The following is a 15,690-nucleotide window of genomic DNA, read 5'->3' on the forward strand; positions in this document are numbered from 1 at the left end:
GCGCACGATGGTGATCTCGGGGTGGGGGGCGGGGTCGTGCATGACAGCGATCGCCACCTCGCCGTTGACGATCATCCGCTCCAGCGTCTGCGAGAAGCGCTCCACGAAGCGCAGCTCGATCTTCGGATAGCGCGCCTTGACCTCGTCGACGAGGACGGGGGCGATCGCTTCGCCCGGCGTCGGCGGCATGCCGATGGTGACGGTGCCGGCCGGCTCGTTGGTGCGTCCGGAGACGTCGTGGAAGGTCTGCTCGAGCTGGTTGAAGATCGTCTCGGCACGCAGCACGAGGGCGGTGCCGGCGTCCGTCAGCGTGACGCCCTTGGCCGAGCGGCGGAAGAGGGCGACGCCGAGATCCTCCTCGAGGCGCTTGATCTGGCGGGAGAGGGCGGGCTGGGCGATCGCGAGCCGCTGCGCGGCCTGGGAGACGCTCTTCGCCTCGGCGACGGCCACGAAGGCGCGCAGGGTCTTGAGGTCGGGCGTCCACTGGGTCATCGCAGCTGCCGGCTATCGCTCTCCGCCACGAGTGTAGCCTCGTTCGAGGCGCAGCGGAGCGAAAGGAGGGAGGGGCCGCGACGGGCGCGCCTTGCAGCAAGGCCCCGCTCGGCCTTCCGGACCGCTCGGCGGAGAGCGGGGCGCCATGCGCCGCCCCGCCGATGCGCCGCCTCGGGCGAGGCGGCTCGCCGAGGTGTCACCCCCAGCCGCCGACCGACTTCACTTCCAGGAATTCTTCGAGACCCCACACGCCGCCCTCGCGGCCGTTGCCGGACTGGCGGTAGCCGCCGAACGGCGCGCCCGGACCGCGCGGCTTGCTGTTGATCTCCACCATCCCGCTGCGCAGCGCGCGCGCCGCCCGGCGGGCCTTCTCGATATCCTGGGTCTGCACGTAGTTGGTGAGGCCGTAGGCGGTGTCGTTGGCGAGCTGAAGCGCGTCGTCCTCGTTGTCGAACGGGCTGATCGACAGGACCGGGCCGAAGATTTCCTCGCGCCAGATCGTCATGTCGGGCGTCACGTCCGCGAACACGGTCGGGCGGACGAAGTAGCCGCGATTGAGCCCATCCGGACGGCCGGTGCCGCCGGCGACGAGGCGGCCGCCTTCGTCGATCCCGGTCTGGATCAGGCCTTGGATCTTGTCCCACTGGACCTGCGACACCACCGGGCCGATCTGGCGGCCGTCGATGCCGGCGGGCGCCACCTGCGTGCCGCCGGCCACCTTGATCGCGGTGTCCACCGCCTCCTCGTAGCGCGAGCGCTCCACGAGCATGCGCGTCGGCGCGTTGCACGACTGGCCGGAGTTGTTGAAGCAGTGGCGCACGCCGCGCGTCACCGCCGCCTCGTCGGCGTCGGCAAAGACGATGTTCGCCCCCTTGCCGCCGAGCTCCAGCGTGACGCGCTTGATCGTGTCGGCGGCGTTCTTGGTGATCGCCCGGCCGGCGCGGGTGGAGCCGGTGAAGCTCACCATGTCGACGTCGGGATGAACCGAGAGCTGGGTGCCCACCCCCGCGCCGTCGCCGTTGACGAGGTTGAAGACGCCGGCGGGGATGCCGGCAGCGTCCACCATCTCGGCGAAGAGGTAGGAGGAGAGCGGGGCGATCTCGGAGGGCTTCAGCACCACGGTGCAGCCGGCGGCGAGCGCCGGGGCGACCTTCAGCGTCACCTGGTTCATCGGCCAGTTCCACGGCGTGATCAGCGCGCAGACGCCGATCGGCTCCATCAGGATCTGGCTGCCGGGAGCATGCTCGCCGAGCGGGAACTCGAAGGTGAAGGCCTCGAGCGTCTGGATGGCGTTCTGAAGGTGGGCGGCGCCGACGGCGGCCTGGGCGGCGCGGGCGAGGGCGATCGGCGCGCCCATCTCCTCGCTGATCGCCTCCGCCATCTCCTCGATGCGGGCCTTATAGGCGGCGAGGAGCCGCTTCAGCGCGGCGGCGCGCTCGGCCTTCGGGGTTCGCGACCAGCCGGGCAAGGCGGCCTTCGCGGCGGCGACGGCGGCGTCGGTGTCCGCCTGACCGCCCAGCGAAATGGTGGCGAAGGGCTCTTCCGTCGACGGGTTCAGGACCTCGAGATCCTGCCCGTCGCGCGGGGCCACCCATGCGCCGTCGATATAGAATTGGCGAGCGTCACGCATAGCATCCTCTTTTGTTCGGCGTGAGGTTTCCTGGTGCGCGCCGGCCACTTGGAGCTGGAATAGTTCGTTGTGTAGCCAGGGTTTGCGCCTCTAGCCATCTCAGAGGAGGGCACGGCTGTCCACTCGCCAATGGGTGAAAGTCGGGGCGAATGTCGCGGTGGGAGGCGCTCGGCCATGGCGCCCAAGATCGGCTCGCGGCGATCGCGCCCACCCGCCGGCGGGTGAGGCCGGGCCGGGAGGGGGCCCCGGTCCGACGGGGCGAGGCGGCTCGCGGATCGCGCGCCCGGCCGCCGATGCGGGCGGACGCGCCGCGATGTCAGTGCGTTAGACCGTCACCGCCGACGGCGACGATGTTGTAGGGAAGGCCGTCGACGGGGCGCGTCGCGACCTCCTCCAGCGTTGTCGCGTCCACCAGGCGGACGAGGCTTTCGGCGGGATCCGTCACGGCGATCACGTCGCCAGCGACAGCAAGCCGCGGCCGCGGATCGCGCCAGTGCCCGTCCATCGAGTAGGGCGCGGTGATGGTGGCGCTCGCCGCGATCTCGGCCCGCAACATGTTGATGCGGTGGAGCGAGCCGTCCTCGGTGAAGACGTAGGCGTATTGCGGGTGGGCGGGGTCGAGGATGAAGTCGACGCGGCGGAAGGGCAGCTCGATCAGGGTGAAGTAGGGCGCGGTGGTGGGATCGATGACGACCACGGCCTTGCTGCCGTAGTTGCCGAGGAACATCTGCATCGCCTTGGCGCCGAGGAGCGTGCCGGTATGACCCTCGGGGAAGCCGTCGGGATAGGGCATCATCGCAAAGCTCGGCGGGTCGGCGCGCACGTCGACGGCAACGACGCCTTCCTTGCAGCCGGTGACGAGATAGCGGCCGGAGAAGGCCTCGCCGTGGAGGTCGGTGCACGGCTGCATCTCGCCGATGGGCGCGCCGTTCTCGCCGAAGGCCTGGATGCCGACGCGCGGCCAGGGCGCCTCGCCGCCGGGCTGCGACGACGCGACCGAGCTGACGACGGCGTTTTTCAGGAGAACGGCGAAGCCGTGATGGGCTCGGTTCTGGGCGAACGTCGTCTCCTCGACGTTGCCGGCGACGATGTCGTGCTCGTCGAGAAAGCTCGCATAGCCGCCCTTGTCGAAGTTGATCGCGACGACGTCGTCGTGGGTGATGAGGTGGAACGGGCGCGGCCCGGTGATCGTGTCTTCGACGAGGGTCGGATCGCTCACCTCGATGTCGACGTGGTCGCCGTGGCCTTCGCGGACGATCCCGCTGTCGAGGAAGGCCACCGTGTCGTCGTCGGACTGGACGGCGACGATGGCGCGGCCGGAGGGGCCCGCATAGAGCCGTGCCGGACCTTTCGTCGGGAAGTGCCACTCCCGATCGCTGTCGAGATCGAGCACGGTGACGAGCGGCTCGGCCTGGTCGGCGACGAAGAGACGCCAGACGGTCATCTCTTCGTCCGCGACGGCGGCCGCGGTGGTGCCGATGAGCGCAGCGGCCGTCAGGCAGGTCAGTCTTCTTAGGCTTGGACGCATCACGTTCCCTCAGATCGTTTGAGGGAACTCATTATGTTATAACATTACGTTCGTCCACGAACGAAAGCGGGGTGCGGCAGCGCGTCCGGTCGTGAAGGGCGGCGGGTGGTCAGGACGCCGCATCCAGCGTGGCGAGCGCCTTGAGGCAGGCCCTGCAGTAGCCTTGAACCTCGATGGTGGCGTGATGGACGGCGAAGCCCGCGCGCTTGGCCTCGTGATCGATCACGGCGAGGGCCGCTCCGCCGGGAAGCTCCTCGATCGCCTTGCACCTTGTGCAGATGGCGAACACGGGATCGCAGTGCCCGCCGTCGGGGTCGGAGCAGGCGACGTAGGCGTTGATCGATTCCAGGCGATGCACGCGACCCTTCTCGACGAGATAGTCGAGCGCGCGATACACCGTCGGCGGTGCCGAGATCCCGTGCTCTCGCACCCGGTCGAGCAGTTCGTAGGCGCTCATCGGTCCGCCAGCCGCGTGCAGCGCCTCGTAGATGTACTCGTGGTTGCGCATCGAGGAGCGAGCACGCTTCATTTCACATCCTTCCCCGTCATGAGCGTTGGTGGGTGGCTCCAGGCCGCGCTATGCTCGGCGAGGATAGGGCAGGGACCATAACCAATCGTTCACTTGCCCCGACCGAGTGCCGAGAATATCGGACAGTATAACATATGTTGCGTGCCCTTGACCGCGTTCAAGAGCGGCCACCTGCTCGCGTATCCTTGAGAGTGATTGGCCCATGATGTCGTCGTCTTCCCGCCCCGTGCGCGGCTGTGCCGCTGGACTGCTCTCGCTGGCGTTCACCCTGGCGCTGCCGGCGATCGCGTCGGCCCACATCGTCACGGGAGAAAGCGGCGGGTTCGGCAGTGGCTTCGAGCACCCGCTGACCGGCCCCGACCACTTCCTCGCGATGTTCGCCGTCGGCCTGTGGGGAGCCCAGATGGGCGGACGCGCGGTCTGGAGCCTGCCTGTCACCTTTCCGCTCATCATGGTGCTCGGCGGTATTGCCGGCATCGTCGGACTGCCCTTCCCGGGTGTCGAGATCGGCATCGCCCTCTCGATCATCGTGCTCGGGCTCGCCATCGGCTTCGCCTGGAAGCCGGCCGAGTGGGGCGCGCTTCTCGTCATCGCGGTGTTCGCCCTGTGCCATGGCTACGCGCACGGCGCCGAGCTGCCCTACGCGGCCGATCCTGCCGACTATGCCATCGGCTTCGTGCTCGCGACGGGGCTCATCCACATCATCGGCATCGCCGTCGGCCTCGTGCTGAACCCGATCTATGGCGGCCGACTGTCCCGCGGGCTCGGCGGTGTCATCGCCATCGCGGGGCTCTATTTCCTTGTCCGCTGAGATCATCGCGAGCGTCTCAGCCTCCACGCGGCGGTGGGCCGGGCCGGCGCTCGCCGTCGCGGGACTCGTGGGCTTCGGCCTCCTCGTCACGCTGGCGGAGACCTCGCTGAGGGACTGGGTGTTCCAGTCGGCCTTCGCGCCGGCGCGCGTCGTCCCGCTCATCGGGCTCGGCATCGCTTCCTGCCTGGTGCGCCCCGCCATTCTGCCCATCGGCCTTGCCGCCTGGGGGCTCGGAGTGGGGGTCGCCCTGGCGCTCCAGGATCGGCTGATCGCCGCGTTGGCGACGATCCCGGGCGCGACGACCCACCACTATCTGACGCTGCCGATCGCCTGTCTCTTCGTCGGCGCGACGTTGATCATCGGCGGGTGGGCGAGGGTGTGGCTCCTGCTGCCGACATCCTTCGTCGTCGGGGCGATGTTGGCGATCGCGACGGTGGTGTCCGACCCGAGCCTCGCCGACCCCCGCTATGTCGTGAGCGGCATCGCGTCCGGTCTCTGGGTCTTCCTGATCGTCGGCCTCACCGGTCAGGCCTTCAAGGCGCGCTGGTTTGCCATCGCCGGGCGCATCGTGGGAAGCTGGCTCGTGGCGATCGGCCTTCTGTTCGGCGGGGCGGCGTTGATTCCGAAACCGAAGCCGCCGGCACCGCCGGTCGTGCCGCCGAGCGTGATACCGAGCCCGGACGCGTTCCCCGACTTCGGCGGCATGCCCGGGGTCCCCGCCGGTCTGGACGATGAACGCGTCTTTCAGCCCTGAAGCGGGGAGGCCTCGGCCGTGAGTGGATCTCGATCCCATCGCTTTCGCCGCAGCGGCGTGCGCCGCGCCTTCGCGCTGTGCCTCGCGCTGCTCCTTGCGAGCGCGGGCACGGTCTCGGCCCATCCCGACATCGCGATGCGCTGCCGCATCCTCCTCAACTTCAAGAACGACAAGATCGACTACATCGCCGAGACGTGGACGTTCGATTCCTTCTTCAGCCAGGGGCTGTTGAACGACTTTGACAAGGATCGCGACGGTGCCTTCGACGCCGCCGAGGCTCAGGCGCTGCAGGCCGACATGATGGCGCGCCTCGCCGAGGAGCGTTACTTCACCTATTTCTGGGCGGCGGGTGAGGAGATCGCGAACTTTCGGCTGATCGGCTTCGAGCCGCAGGTGCGGGACGGCTATGTGACCGTCGGCTTCGCCCTGTCGCTTCCCCATCCCGTCGAGCCCGGCTCGGTGAAGGTGGAGCTGAAGGACCCGAGCGGCGCCGTCTCCATCGAGCTCGTCGAGGAGCAGCCGGTCATCCTGCGCGGCATGCGGGCGGGGTGGTGCGAGCCGCAGCTTTACGACAGCTCCGCCGAAGCCTTTTTCGAGGGTCTGTCGTCGCCGGCGTCGGTCGCGATCTCCTGCGGGCCACGCTAGCGGCCGATCGGCGCACCGCGGCACCGCGGTTCCTGGGGACACCTGCGCGAAGAACCCGATGAAGCGAATGGAGGCTTGCGAAGTAAGTTATATTATAACATACAAAAAGAGTGACCGCCGAGTGCGGATGAGCGAACAGCGCTTATCAGGAGTGTTCCATGAAGGACCAACGCCTTCCCGTGACCGTGCTTTCCGGCTTCCTCGGCGCCGGCAAGACCACGTTGCTCAACCATATCCTCAACAATCGTGAGGGGCGGCGCGTCGCCGTCATCGTCAACGACATGAGCGAGGTAAACATCGACGCCGACCTCGTGCGCAGCGGCGGCGCCGATCTGTCGCGCACCGACGAGAAGCTCGTCGAGCTGACCAACGGCTGCATCTGCTGCACGCTGCGCGACGATCTCCTCGCCGAGGTACGCCGCCTCTCCGAAGGGGGGCGCTTCGACTATCTTCTCATCGAGGGGACCGGCATTGCCGAGCCGCTTCCCGTCGCCGCGACGTTCGAGTTTCGCGACGAGGAGGGCGTGTCGCTCTCCGATGTCGCCCGCCTCGACACGATGGTGACGGTGGTCGACGCCGCCAACCTCCTCAAGGACTATGGAAGCCACGACTTCCTCAAGGATCGCGGCGAGACCGCCGGCGAAGGCGACGAGCGCACCCTCGTCGATCTGCTCGTCGACCAGATCGAGTTCGCCGACGTGATCGTGCTCAACAAGATGGGCGAGATCGACGAGGCGACCGCCCGCGCCGTTCGCGCCGTCGTCAAGGCGCTCAACCCGGATGCCCATCTCATCGAGACCGACTTCGGGCGCGTGGCGCTCAACGAGGTGCTCGATACCGGCCGCTTCGACTTCGACAGGGCGCAGGAGCATCCGCTCTGGTTCAAGGAGCTGAACGGCTATGCCGACCACGTGCCGGAGACGGAGGAGTACGGCGTTTCGAGCTTCGTCTATCGCGCCCGCCGGCCGTTCCATCCGCAGAAGTTTGCCGCCTTCACGCGGCGGACGTGGCCGGGCCTCGTGCGGGCGAAGGGGCTCTTCTGGCTGGCGACGCGACCGGCTTGGGTGGCCGACTTCAGCCTCGCCGGGTCGATCGCCCGGACCGAGGCGATGGGCTTCTGGTGGGCCGCCGTGCCGCGCGAGCGTTGGCCGGACCATCCGGAGTGGCGCGAGATGCTGAAACGCAACTGGGCGCCGGGCTGGGGCGACCGGCGTCAGGAGCTCGTCTTCATCGGCGCCAACATGGACGAGGGGGCGATCCGCGCCGCGCTCGACGAGTGCCTGATCGAGGAGAGCGAGGGCGAAGCGTTCGACCCGGCCGCCTATCGCCACCTGCCCGACCCGTTCCCGGCCTGGGGGCAGGCGGCCGCCGCCTGAGAGGACCGGCGGGACATCGGCTCGCGGCGCCCGCGCCGCGAGCCGTCGCCACGGATGGGGGCTCAGGCGAGCCCCGAAGCGCCCATCACGTCGGCCGGCGTGCGCAGGCACACGCTGTTGAACAGCTTTTCGATGGTCGTCGGGTCGAGACCCTGAACGATGGCGACGAGCCGGCTTCGCCGATCCTCCCCCGGCCAGTCGTCGAGCCGCGCGAGGGGGTGCACGACGTGCTGCACCGCCTGCAGAATGTAGGGGTGATCGGGCTCGTCGGCGAAGGCGATGATGCCCTTCATGCGGAGCATGTTGGCGCCGTAGAGCATGCTCACCGTGTCCATGAACACCGTGAACGCCGTCTTGTCGATGGGCCGGTCGGCGACGACGCTCACCGAGTTGATGCCGTTGAGGTCGTGCTCGTGCTCATGATCATGATCGGCGTGGTCGTGCTCGCCATGATCATGGTGATGGTCGTGATCATGGTGGTGGTGCGCGTGGTGAGTGTGGCCGTGGTCGTCGAGCCACTCCTGAACGTCGCCGTCGAGGTCGGTCGGGGCGTAGGGGCGCGGCGCGAAGGCGTCGACGAGGCTGAAGCCGGGGTCGGCGACGTCGTCGATCGGGGCGTGCGGGTTGAAGCGGGCGATCGAGCGGCGAAGCTCCGCGAGGTGCTGCGCCTTGTCCTCGGTGTCGAGAAGATCGGTCTTCGTCAGGAGGACGCGGTCGGCGAAGGCGAGCTGCTTCACGCATTCGGCGTGGCGGGCGAGCGTCTGGGGCCCGTGGATGGCGTCGAACGTGGTGACCACCCCGGCAAGGCGGTAGTGGCGGGCGACCGTGTGGTCCCTGAGGCCGAAGGCGGGGACGGCTCCGGCGACGAGCTGATTGATCACCGGGGCGGGGTCGGCCAGTCCCGTCGTCTCGATGATGACCCGCTGCAGCGGCAGGCGGCCCGTGGTGCGGGCCGCTTCGTGAAGCTCTGCAACCGAGACGCGGATGTCGCTGCCGGCCGTGCAGCAGAGACAGCCGGTGCTCGTCACGGCGACGTCGGGCCGGCCCTCGGCGAGGATGTCGTGATCGACGGCGACGTCGCCGAACTCGTTGATGACGAGGCCGGTGCCGGCAAATTCGGGCTGCGCTAGGAGCCGGCGCAGAAGCGTCGACTTTCCCGATCCGAGGAAGCCGGTGAGGATCAGAATCGGGGTGGGCGCTCCGTCTGGGCGCGCCGGTCGCTTCGCTTCGGCGTCCTGTCGAGTTCCGGTGTCGGGTGCGGCTGCGGTCACGGCGATATCTCCAACGAGTGCGGGGGCCGCGCGGCGGCCCCCACTGTTAACGTGGTGCGAGGCGAACGCCTTAGCTAGCGCTGAGGGCGCTCAGCAGCGTCTTCGCGTTGTTCTCGAACATGTCGACATAGGTCGAGGCCGGGCCGTCGGGGCCCGACAGGGCGTCCGAATAGAGCTCGCCGCCGACCTTGGCGCCGGTCTCGCGGGTGATCTGCTCGACCACGCGGTTGTCGGTGATGTTTTCCACGAAGACCGCGGCGATCTGCTCGTCGCGGATCTGGTCGATGATGTGGGCGATGTCGGCCGCCGACGGCTCGGCCTCGGTGCTGAGGCCTTCGGGGGCGATGAACTCGAGGCCATAGGCGCGGCCGAAATAGCGGAACGCGTCGTGCGAGGTCACGATCTTGCGCTGCGTGTCGGGCAGGGCGCCGAACTCGCTCTTCAGCTTGGCGTTGAGCGCTTCGAGGGTGGCGATGTAGTCCTTGGCCCGCTCTGCGTAGGCGTCGGCGTGGGCCGGGTCGGCCTCCTCCAGAGCGGTGGCGATGTTCTTTGCGAAGATCACGCCGTTGGCGAGATCCTGCCAGGCGTGCGGATCGAAGTCGCCGTGATGGTGGTGGCCCTCGTGCCCGTGCTCATGCTCGGCGTGCTCTTCGCCGTGGTGATCGTGGTCGTCGTCATCGTCATCATCGTCGTGATGATGCTCGTGTTCGTGCTCCTCGTCCCATGTCATGGGGGTCACACCGTCGGTCGCCGTCGCCGTGAGGCCGGAGAACTCGGCCGCCTCGACGAGGCGGGGGAGCCAGCCTTCGAAGTCGAGCCCGTTGACGATGAGCACGTCGGCCTTCGACAGGGCCTTCGCGTCGGCGGGGGTCGGCTCGTAGACGTGAGCGTCGCCGTTCGGTCCGACGATGGTCGTCACCGAGACCTGATCGCCACCGATCTCGCTCACCATGTCACCGAGGATGGAGAAGCTTGCGACGACGTCGAGCTTGTCCTGCGCGAGCGCTCCGCCGGCGGCGGAGACCGTGAGGGCGAGCGCCGAGGCCGCTCCAATGAGTGTGCGGCGTGTCAGCATGGCATATCCTTTACTGCTAACGCTGGAGGTGGGGGAGGTGCAGGGCCTGCGACAGGAAGCTTCCGCGCGGTCCGACGAGGACGGAGATGGCGTAAGCCGTCCCCGCACCGAGGATGATCGCCGGCGAGGAGGGCAGGTGCGCGTGGTAGGACACCAACAGCCCCGCGAGCGAGGAGCCGATGCCGATCACGACGCCGACGATGAACTGACCCGGGATCGTCTCGGACCAGAAGCGTGCGGCCGCGGCCGGCAGCATCATGATCCCGACCACCATCAGCGTGCCGAGCGCCTGAAAGCCCGAGACGAGATTGAGCACGACGAGCGTCAGGAAGACGAGGTGGACCGCGCGCCCGGCCCCGCCGACATTGCGCAGGAAATCCGGGTTGAAGCACTCGGCGACGAGGAGGCGGTAGATGATCGCGAGCACGTTGATCGTAAGGCTCGTCACGATGGCGATGAGGAGGATCGAGCCGTCGTCGAGGGCGAGCACGGTGCCGAACAGGACGTGCATGATGTCGACGTTCGAGCCGCGGGTTGAGACGAGCAGCACGCCGAGGCCGAGCGAGATCAGATAGAAGGCGGCAAAGCTCGCGTCTTCGCGCAGCGGCGTCATGCGTGACACGAGCCCCGCCAGGAGGGCCACGGTGAGCCCGGCGACGACGCCGCCGATCGTCATCGTCCACAGCGACAGGCCGGCGAAGAGGAAGGCGACGGCCGCCCCGGGCAGGATCGCATGCGCCATGGCGTCGCCCATCAGGCTCATGCGGCGGATGATGAGGAGCACCCCGAGCGGCACCGAGCCGAGGCTGAGGGCGACGCAGCCGATGAGGGCGCGCCGCATGAAGCCGTAGCTGACGAACGGCTCGACGACGAGTTCGTAGAGGCTCATGCCGCCGCCCGCCGGCAGACCGGCGCCCCTTCGAGAGTCGCCTCGCTCATCTGCCGCGCCAGCAGGAGATTTTCAGCGGTCAGCGCCTCGGCCGTCGGCCCCCACGCGACCGGCTCGCGGGCGAGGAGGAGGGTGTTCGGCATCTCGCGCCGCACGATCTCGAGGTCGTGGAGCACCGCGACCACGGTGCGTCCCTCGCCGTGCCAGCGCTGCACCAGTTCCAGGAGGTCGGCGGTGGTGCGGCTGTCGATCGCGGTGAAGGGCTCGTCGAGCAGGAGGATGCGCGCGTCCTGCAGGAGCATGCGGGCGAAGAGGACGCGCTGCATCTGCCCGCCCGACAGGGTGCCGATGGCGCGCCGCTCGAAATCTTTCAACCCGACGGCGGCGAGCGCCTCGACGGCGCGGTCGAGATGCTCGCCGTCGATGCGCCGCAGCGGGCCGACCCGCCGCCACAGCCCCATGGAGACGAGGTCGAGCACCTCCATCGGGAAGCTGCGGTCGAGTTCGCTCTGCTGCGGCAGATAGGCGATGTCGCGCGGATCGATGTCGCGCACGTGGATGCGACCTTCGTCGACCCGGATCGCGCCGATGATCGCCTTGATCAGCGTCGACTTGCCGGCGCCGTTCGGTCCCACGATCGCCGTCAGCGAGCCGGGCTCGAAGGTTCCCGACAGATGGTGGACGGCCGGGTGACGCCGGTAGGCGAGCGTCACGTCGTCGAACTGGATCGCGGGGGCCTTCATACGCCGACCCACCCGAGCGCCCAGGCGACGCCGATCCAGATGGCGCCGGTGAGGAGGGCGGACACAACGAGCCGATCGGTGGCCGAGGCGCGCAGCGTGGAGCGATGCTTCATGGGTGCCTCCGTTCGCATGCCCGCATGGTCGGTCGGTCGGCCGCCCGTGCGCCGCCGCGCGGTAGAGCGGCCATTGAAGCGAGCGGTTCACTCAGCCCTGACATGTGCACCTGATCGGTATTGTTTTATGTTATACTGTAACAGTCGACTAGCAGCCTCCGCGCGGCGGTGCAAGCCAATTGCCCGTCGCTCGGACGTTGCGACCGAGCGCGCGCCGCCGCTTTAGCGACACGCTTGCGACTTCAGATGATATAACATACGTTTCGCGCCGAACGCGCCCCACCATCAAAAAAATGTCGCGTCGAGCGCAACACACAAGGTGCCGGTTCCATGCTGCGAGACCCCTTACGCATCGTTCTTGCGCAAGATGAGGCCGGTATGGGCCGCTTGAAACCGAAGGGCTGCGCTGTCGTCGGCGCGGCCCCTCGGGCGCCTTGCCCAAAGCCCGAGTCGCGCCGCTAGGAGCGGACGGCACTCCCGCGACGGCTTGCGGCGGGGCCACCCGCCGATGCATTCGTTCTTCCTCTCAGCTTGGACACAGTTCGATGAAGCAGCCCCTTCATGCGCTCGCTCTTGCGCTTCTCGTCGCAGCCGGCATCGGCCTTCCCGACGCTTACGCTCAGACCCGAACCGACGTGGCGGTGGCCGCCCCCTGGCACGTCTCCGGCATCGATCCCGCGCAGGACGGCTACACCTTCCAGCGCATGGAGGTCGGCGAGACGCTGGTCGACGCCGACGCGACGGGCGCCCTGCGCCCCGGGCTCGCGACGGACTGGACGGTCAGCGACGACGGCCTCACCTGGCGTTTCGACATCCGCGAGAATGTTGTCTTCCACGACGGCAGCGCGCTCGATGCAGCGGCCGCGGCATCGAGCCTCAACCGCGCGATGACGCGGCCGGGCATCCTTTCCTCGGTGCCGCTCGAGGCGATCGAGGCCGACGGGAACGCCGTCGTCGTGCGCCTCTCCGAGCCGTTCTCCGCCGTCCCGGCGGTGCTCGCGAACTATACGACGATGATCCTCGCCCCGGCGTCCTTCGATGCGGAGGGCAACGTGGTCGCCTTCATCGGCACCGGGCCGTTCGCCGTCGACAAGGTCGAGACCCCGCTCTCGCTGGCGGTGCGGCGGTTCGACGACTATTGGGGCGAGGCGCCGGCGATCGAGGCGGCGAGCTACCTCTCGGCCTCCCGCGCCGAGACGCGGGCGCTGATGGCCGAGAGCGGCGACGCCGACGTCGCCGTCACCCTCGATCCCGCCGGCTACGCGCAGCTGAAGCGGGTCGACGGCATCGCGGTCGAGGCCGTCTCGATCCCGCGCAGCATCGTGCTCAAGCTCAACCTCGCCCGCGGACCGCTCGCCGACAAGGCGGCGCGCGAGGCGCTGAGCCTCGCGATCGACCGCGAAGGGATCGCCGCCGGCATCCTGCGCTTCCCCGACGCCGCCGCGACGCAGCTCTTCCCGCCCGTTCTCAAGGGCTGGTACGACGCCGACCTTCCCCCGCTCGCCTATGACCCGGAGCGCGCGGCCGAGCTCCTCGCGGGCCTCGGCTGGGAGAAGGGGGACGATGGCATTTTGACGCGCGACGGCGCGCGCTTCGCGCTGACCCTGCGCACCTTTCCGAACCGTCCGGAGCTGCCCTTGATCGCCGCGGCCCTGCAGGATCAGTGGCGCGCCATCGGCGTCGATCTCGCGGTTTCGGTGGGCAACTCCTCCGAGATCCCGGCCGGCCATCAGGACGGCTCGCTCGACGTCGCCCTCTATGCCCGCAACTACGGGCTGACGCCGGACCCGGTGGTCAACACCGTCGACGATTTCGGTACCGGCGGGGGCGATTGGGGTGCGATGAACTGGGATGCGCCCGAGGTTGCCGAGGCGCTCACCGCCGCGCTGCGCCAGAGCGATCCGGAGGCGCGCAGTGCGGCGATCCACACCGTGGCGAGCGCGCTGCAACAGGAGCTGCCCGTGATCCCCATCGCCTGGTACCAGCACACCGTCGCCTATCCGGTCGCTCTCGAAGGCCTCGTCGTCGACCCGCTGGAGCGCACCTATGGCCTTTCCGCGGTGCGGTGGGCCCGTTGAGGCAGCCTCGCAGCGAGGAGGACGAGGGGCTTGCCTTGGCGATCAGCCTCGGCAAGCTCACCCTCGGGCGCATCGTTCAGGCCGCCATCGTCGCGCTCGTCGTCGGCGTGGTCGGCTTTGCGATGATGGAGGCGTTGCCGGGCGACGCCGCCTATCGCATCGCCGCCGGCCGCTACGGCTACGACATGGTGACGGGAGCGGCGGCGGAGCAGGTGCGCAGTGAGCTCGGTCTCGACCGGCCCGCGGCGGAGCGCCTTCTCACCTGGGTCGGGCAGACATTCACGTTCGATCTCGGCCAATCCGCCGTCACCGGCGAGCGGGTTGGCCACGCCATCGACCATCAGCTCGGCCACACCGTCGAGCTCGCCCTCGTCGCGGTGGCGGTGGCGCTCCTGATCGCCGTGCCGATCGGGGTGCTCGCCGGGCTCCGGCCAGGGAGCCTCTTCGACCGTATCAGCGCCGCCCTCGCGATCGTGGTGCGCGCCATGCCGGCCTTCCTGATCGGCATCGTGCTGATGCTCGTTCTCGCCGTCGAGCTCGGCCTCGTGCCGGCTGCGGGGCATGGCCACGGCGGCAACTTCGTCCTACCGGCGCTCACCCTCGGGATCGTCCTCGCCTCGGTTCTGACGCGCGTGGTGCGCAACGCGGTGGCGGCGACGGTCGCGAGCGACGCCTTCCAATTCGCCCTCCACAAGGGCCTGCCGATGCGCGCCGCCTTCCTGCGCCACGGCGTGCGCAACGCCGCCGTGCCGGTGGTCGCCTATCTCGGCGTCCAGATGGCGCTTCTCCTCGAAGGCGTGGTCGTCGTCGAAAGCGTGTTCTCCTGGCCGGGCATCGGCCACGCCCTGACCCATGCGATCTTCGAGCGCGACGTGCCGATGCTGCAGGGCACCGCGCTGACCCTCGGATTGATGTTCGTGCTCCTTTCCTTCCTCGCCGACCTCGCCTGCCGTGCGCTCGATCCGAGGCTCAACACATGAGGCTCCCGCGTCTTGTCGGGCTCGTGTGCCTTCTCGTCATCGCCGTCCTCACCATCCTCGGCCCGAGCCTCTCCGGCTTCGATCCGGCGAAGCAGAATCTGCGGGCGATCCTGTTGCCGCCCGGAACCGACGGCCATCTTCTCGGCACCGACAATCTCGGGCGCGACATCGCCGCGCGCATTCTCGGCGGCGCGCAGATCACGTTGAGCCTCGCCGCGCTCGCGGTGGCGAGCGCGGCGGCGTTCGGCGTCGGCCTCGGTATGCTCGCCGGCTGGCGCGGCGGGGTGACGGATCGCCTGCTCGGGGCGCTGTCCGACGCGGTGCTCGCGCTGCCGGGGCTTCTCCTGGTGCTCCTCCTCGCCGCCATCCGGCCGGACAGCTGGTGGACGCTCTATGCCGGCCTCGCGCTCACCCTCTGGGTCGAGTTCTTCCGCGTCTCGCGCGCCCGCACCCGCGTTCTGACCGCATCCCCGGCGGTGGAGGCGGCACGGCTCCTGGGTCTCGGCCGCTGGCACGTCGTGCGGCGCCACCTCTGGCCGGACCTTTCCCTGCAGATTCTGACGCTCGCCGCCTTCGGTGCCGCGACCGTGGTGACGGCGCTCGCGACGCTCGGCTTCATCTCGGTGGGGCTGCGCCCGCCGACGCCGGAGTGGGGCGTCATGATGGCCGAGCTTCTGCCGAGCTGGCGCGAGGCGCCGTGGGCGATCGCGGCTCCCGTCGTGGCGCTCGCGGCCACCGTCCTGTCGCTGCGTCTTGCTGCCGGATCGGAGGGCTGA

At 69.0% G+C, this 15,690-nt stretch carries 15 protein-coding genes; 7 read left to right on the forward strand and 8 right to left on the reverse strand.

The annotated features are described in order from the left end of the window. From JCR33_RS20245 to JCR33_RS25380, 4 genes are all read right to left on the reverse strand, one after another. Positions 1 to 492 (reverse strand): LysR family transcriptional regulator (locus JCR33_RS20245; protein WP_198883948.1); only part of this gene is annotated, 492 nt, incomplete at its 3' end. Positions 493 to 688: 196 nt separating this feature from the next. Then, positions 689 to 2,122 (reverse strand): aldehyde dehydrogenase family protein, encoded by a 1,434-nt coding sequence (locus tag JCR33_RS20250; RefSeq protein WP_198883949.1) that lies wholly within the window; start codon positions 2,120 to 2,122, stop codon positions 689 to 691. 316 nt (positions 2,123 to 2,438) lie between these two features. Next, positions 2,439 to 3,650, reverse strand: a complete 1,212-nt coding sequence (locus JCR33_RS20255) for a metallochaperone AztD (protein ID WP_198884026.1) — start codon at positions 3,648 to 3,650, stop codon at positions 2,439 to 2,441. 109 nt (positions 3,651 to 3,759) lie between these two features. Then, entirely contained in the window at positions 3,760 to 4,179 is a 420-nt protein-coding gene (locus JCR33_RS25380; RefSeq protein ID WP_198883950.1) for a Fur family transcriptional regulator, read from the reverse strand. A gap of 202 nt (positions 4,180 to 4,381) precedes the next feature. Between JCR33_RS25380 and JCR33_RS20265 the strand changes: the two genes are divergently transcribed. The 4 genes from JCR33_RS20265 to zigA all read left to right on the forward strand — a co-directional run bounded on the left by JCR33_RS20265 (position 4,382) and on the right by zigA (position 7,765). Beyond that, entirely contained in the window at positions 4,382 to 4,990 is a 609-nt protein-coding gene (locus JCR33_RS20265) for a HupE/UreJ family protein (RefSeq protein WP_211110461.1), read from the forward strand. Then, on the forward strand, positions 4,980 to 5,744 hold the full coding sequence (locus tag JCR33_RS20270) for a hypothetical protein (protein ID WP_198883951.1): 765 nt from the start codon (positions 4,980 to 4,982) through the stop codon (positions 5,742 to 5,744). The genes JCR33_RS20265 and JCR33_RS20270 overlap by 11 nt, the downstream gene beginning before the upstream one ends. Before the next feature lie 18 nt (positions 5,745 to 5,762). Further along, complete coding sequence (locus tag JCR33_RS20275) at positions 5,763 to 6,389, forward strand: DUF1007 family protein (RefSeq protein ID WP_198883952.1); 627 nt, start codon at positions 5,763 to 5,765, stop codon at positions 6,387 to 6,389. A gap of 158 nt (positions 6,390 to 6,547) precedes the next feature. Beyond that, positions 6,548 to 7,765, forward strand: coding sequence for a zinc metallochaperone GTPase ZigA (zigA, locus tag JCR33_RS20280; protein WP_198883953.1), 1,218 nt, complete (start codon positions 6,548 to 6,550; stop codon positions 7,763 to 7,765). Positions 7,766 to 7,827: 62 nt separating this feature from the next. On the opposite strand, the gene JCR33_RS20285 is transcribed toward zigA, so the two are convergent. The 4 genes from JCR33_RS20285 to aztA form a co-directional block, all read right to left on the reverse strand. Continuing rightward, the gene (locus JCR33_RS20285) at positions 7,828 to 9,036 is read right to left on the reverse strand and encodes a CobW family GTP-binding protein (RefSeq protein ID WP_198883954.1); all 1,209 of its coding nucleotides are present in this window, start codon (positions 9,034 to 9,036) and stop codon (positions 7,828 to 7,830) included. Positions 9,037 to 9,106: 70 nt separating this feature from the next. Beyond that, positions 9,107 to 10,111 (reverse strand): metal ABC transporter substrate-binding protein, encoded by a 1,005-nt coding sequence (locus tag JCR33_RS20290; RefSeq protein ID WP_198883955.1) that lies wholly within the window; start codon positions 10,109 to 10,111, stop codon positions 9,107 to 9,109. Between the two features lie 16 nt (positions 10,112 to 10,127). Beyond that, a complete protein-coding gene (locus tag JCR33_RS20295; RefSeq protein WP_198883956.1) occupies positions 10,128 to 11,000 on the reverse strand; it encodes a metal ABC transporter permease in 873 nt (290 codons plus the stop codon). After that, positions 10,997 to 11,743 (reverse strand): zinc ABC transporter ATP-binding protein AztA, encoded by a 747-nt coding sequence (gene aztA, locus JCR33_RS20300; protein WP_198883957.1) that lies wholly within the window; start codon positions 11,741 to 11,743, stop codon positions 10,997 to 10,999. The genes JCR33_RS20295 and aztA overlap by 4 nt, the downstream gene beginning before the upstream one ends. Positions 11,744 to 12,401: 658 nt before the next feature. On the opposite strand from aztA, the gene JCR33_RS20305 reads away from it, so the two are divergent. From JCR33_RS20305 to JCR33_RS20315, 3 genes are read left to right on the forward strand one after another with little or no spacing between them, the layout of a single operon-like run. After that, positions 12,402 to 13,934, forward strand: a complete 1,533-nt coding sequence (locus tag JCR33_RS20305; protein WP_198883958.1) for an ABC transporter substrate-binding protein — start codon at positions 12,402 to 12,404, stop codon at positions 13,932 to 13,934. Continuing rightward, a complete protein-coding gene (locus JCR33_RS20310) occupies positions 13,931 to 14,914 on the forward strand; it encodes an ABC transporter permease (RefSeq protein WP_232372721.1) in 984 nt (327 codons plus the stop codon). Before JCR33_RS20305 ends, JCR33_RS20310 begins: the two co-directional genes overlap by 4 nt. Then, positions 14,911 to 15,690, forward strand: coding sequence for an ABC transporter permease (locus JCR33_RS20315; RefSeq protein ID WP_198883959.1), 780 nt, complete (start codon positions 14,911 to 14,913; stop codon positions 15,688 to 15,690). The genes JCR33_RS20310 and JCR33_RS20315 overlap by 4 nt, the downstream gene beginning before the upstream one ends.

It is taken from the genome of Acuticoccus mangrovi (assembly GCF_016411865.1).
GTDB classification, from domain to species: Bacteria; Pseudomonadota; Alphaproteobacteria; order Rhizobiales; family Amorphaceae; genus Acuticoccus; species Acuticoccus mangrovi.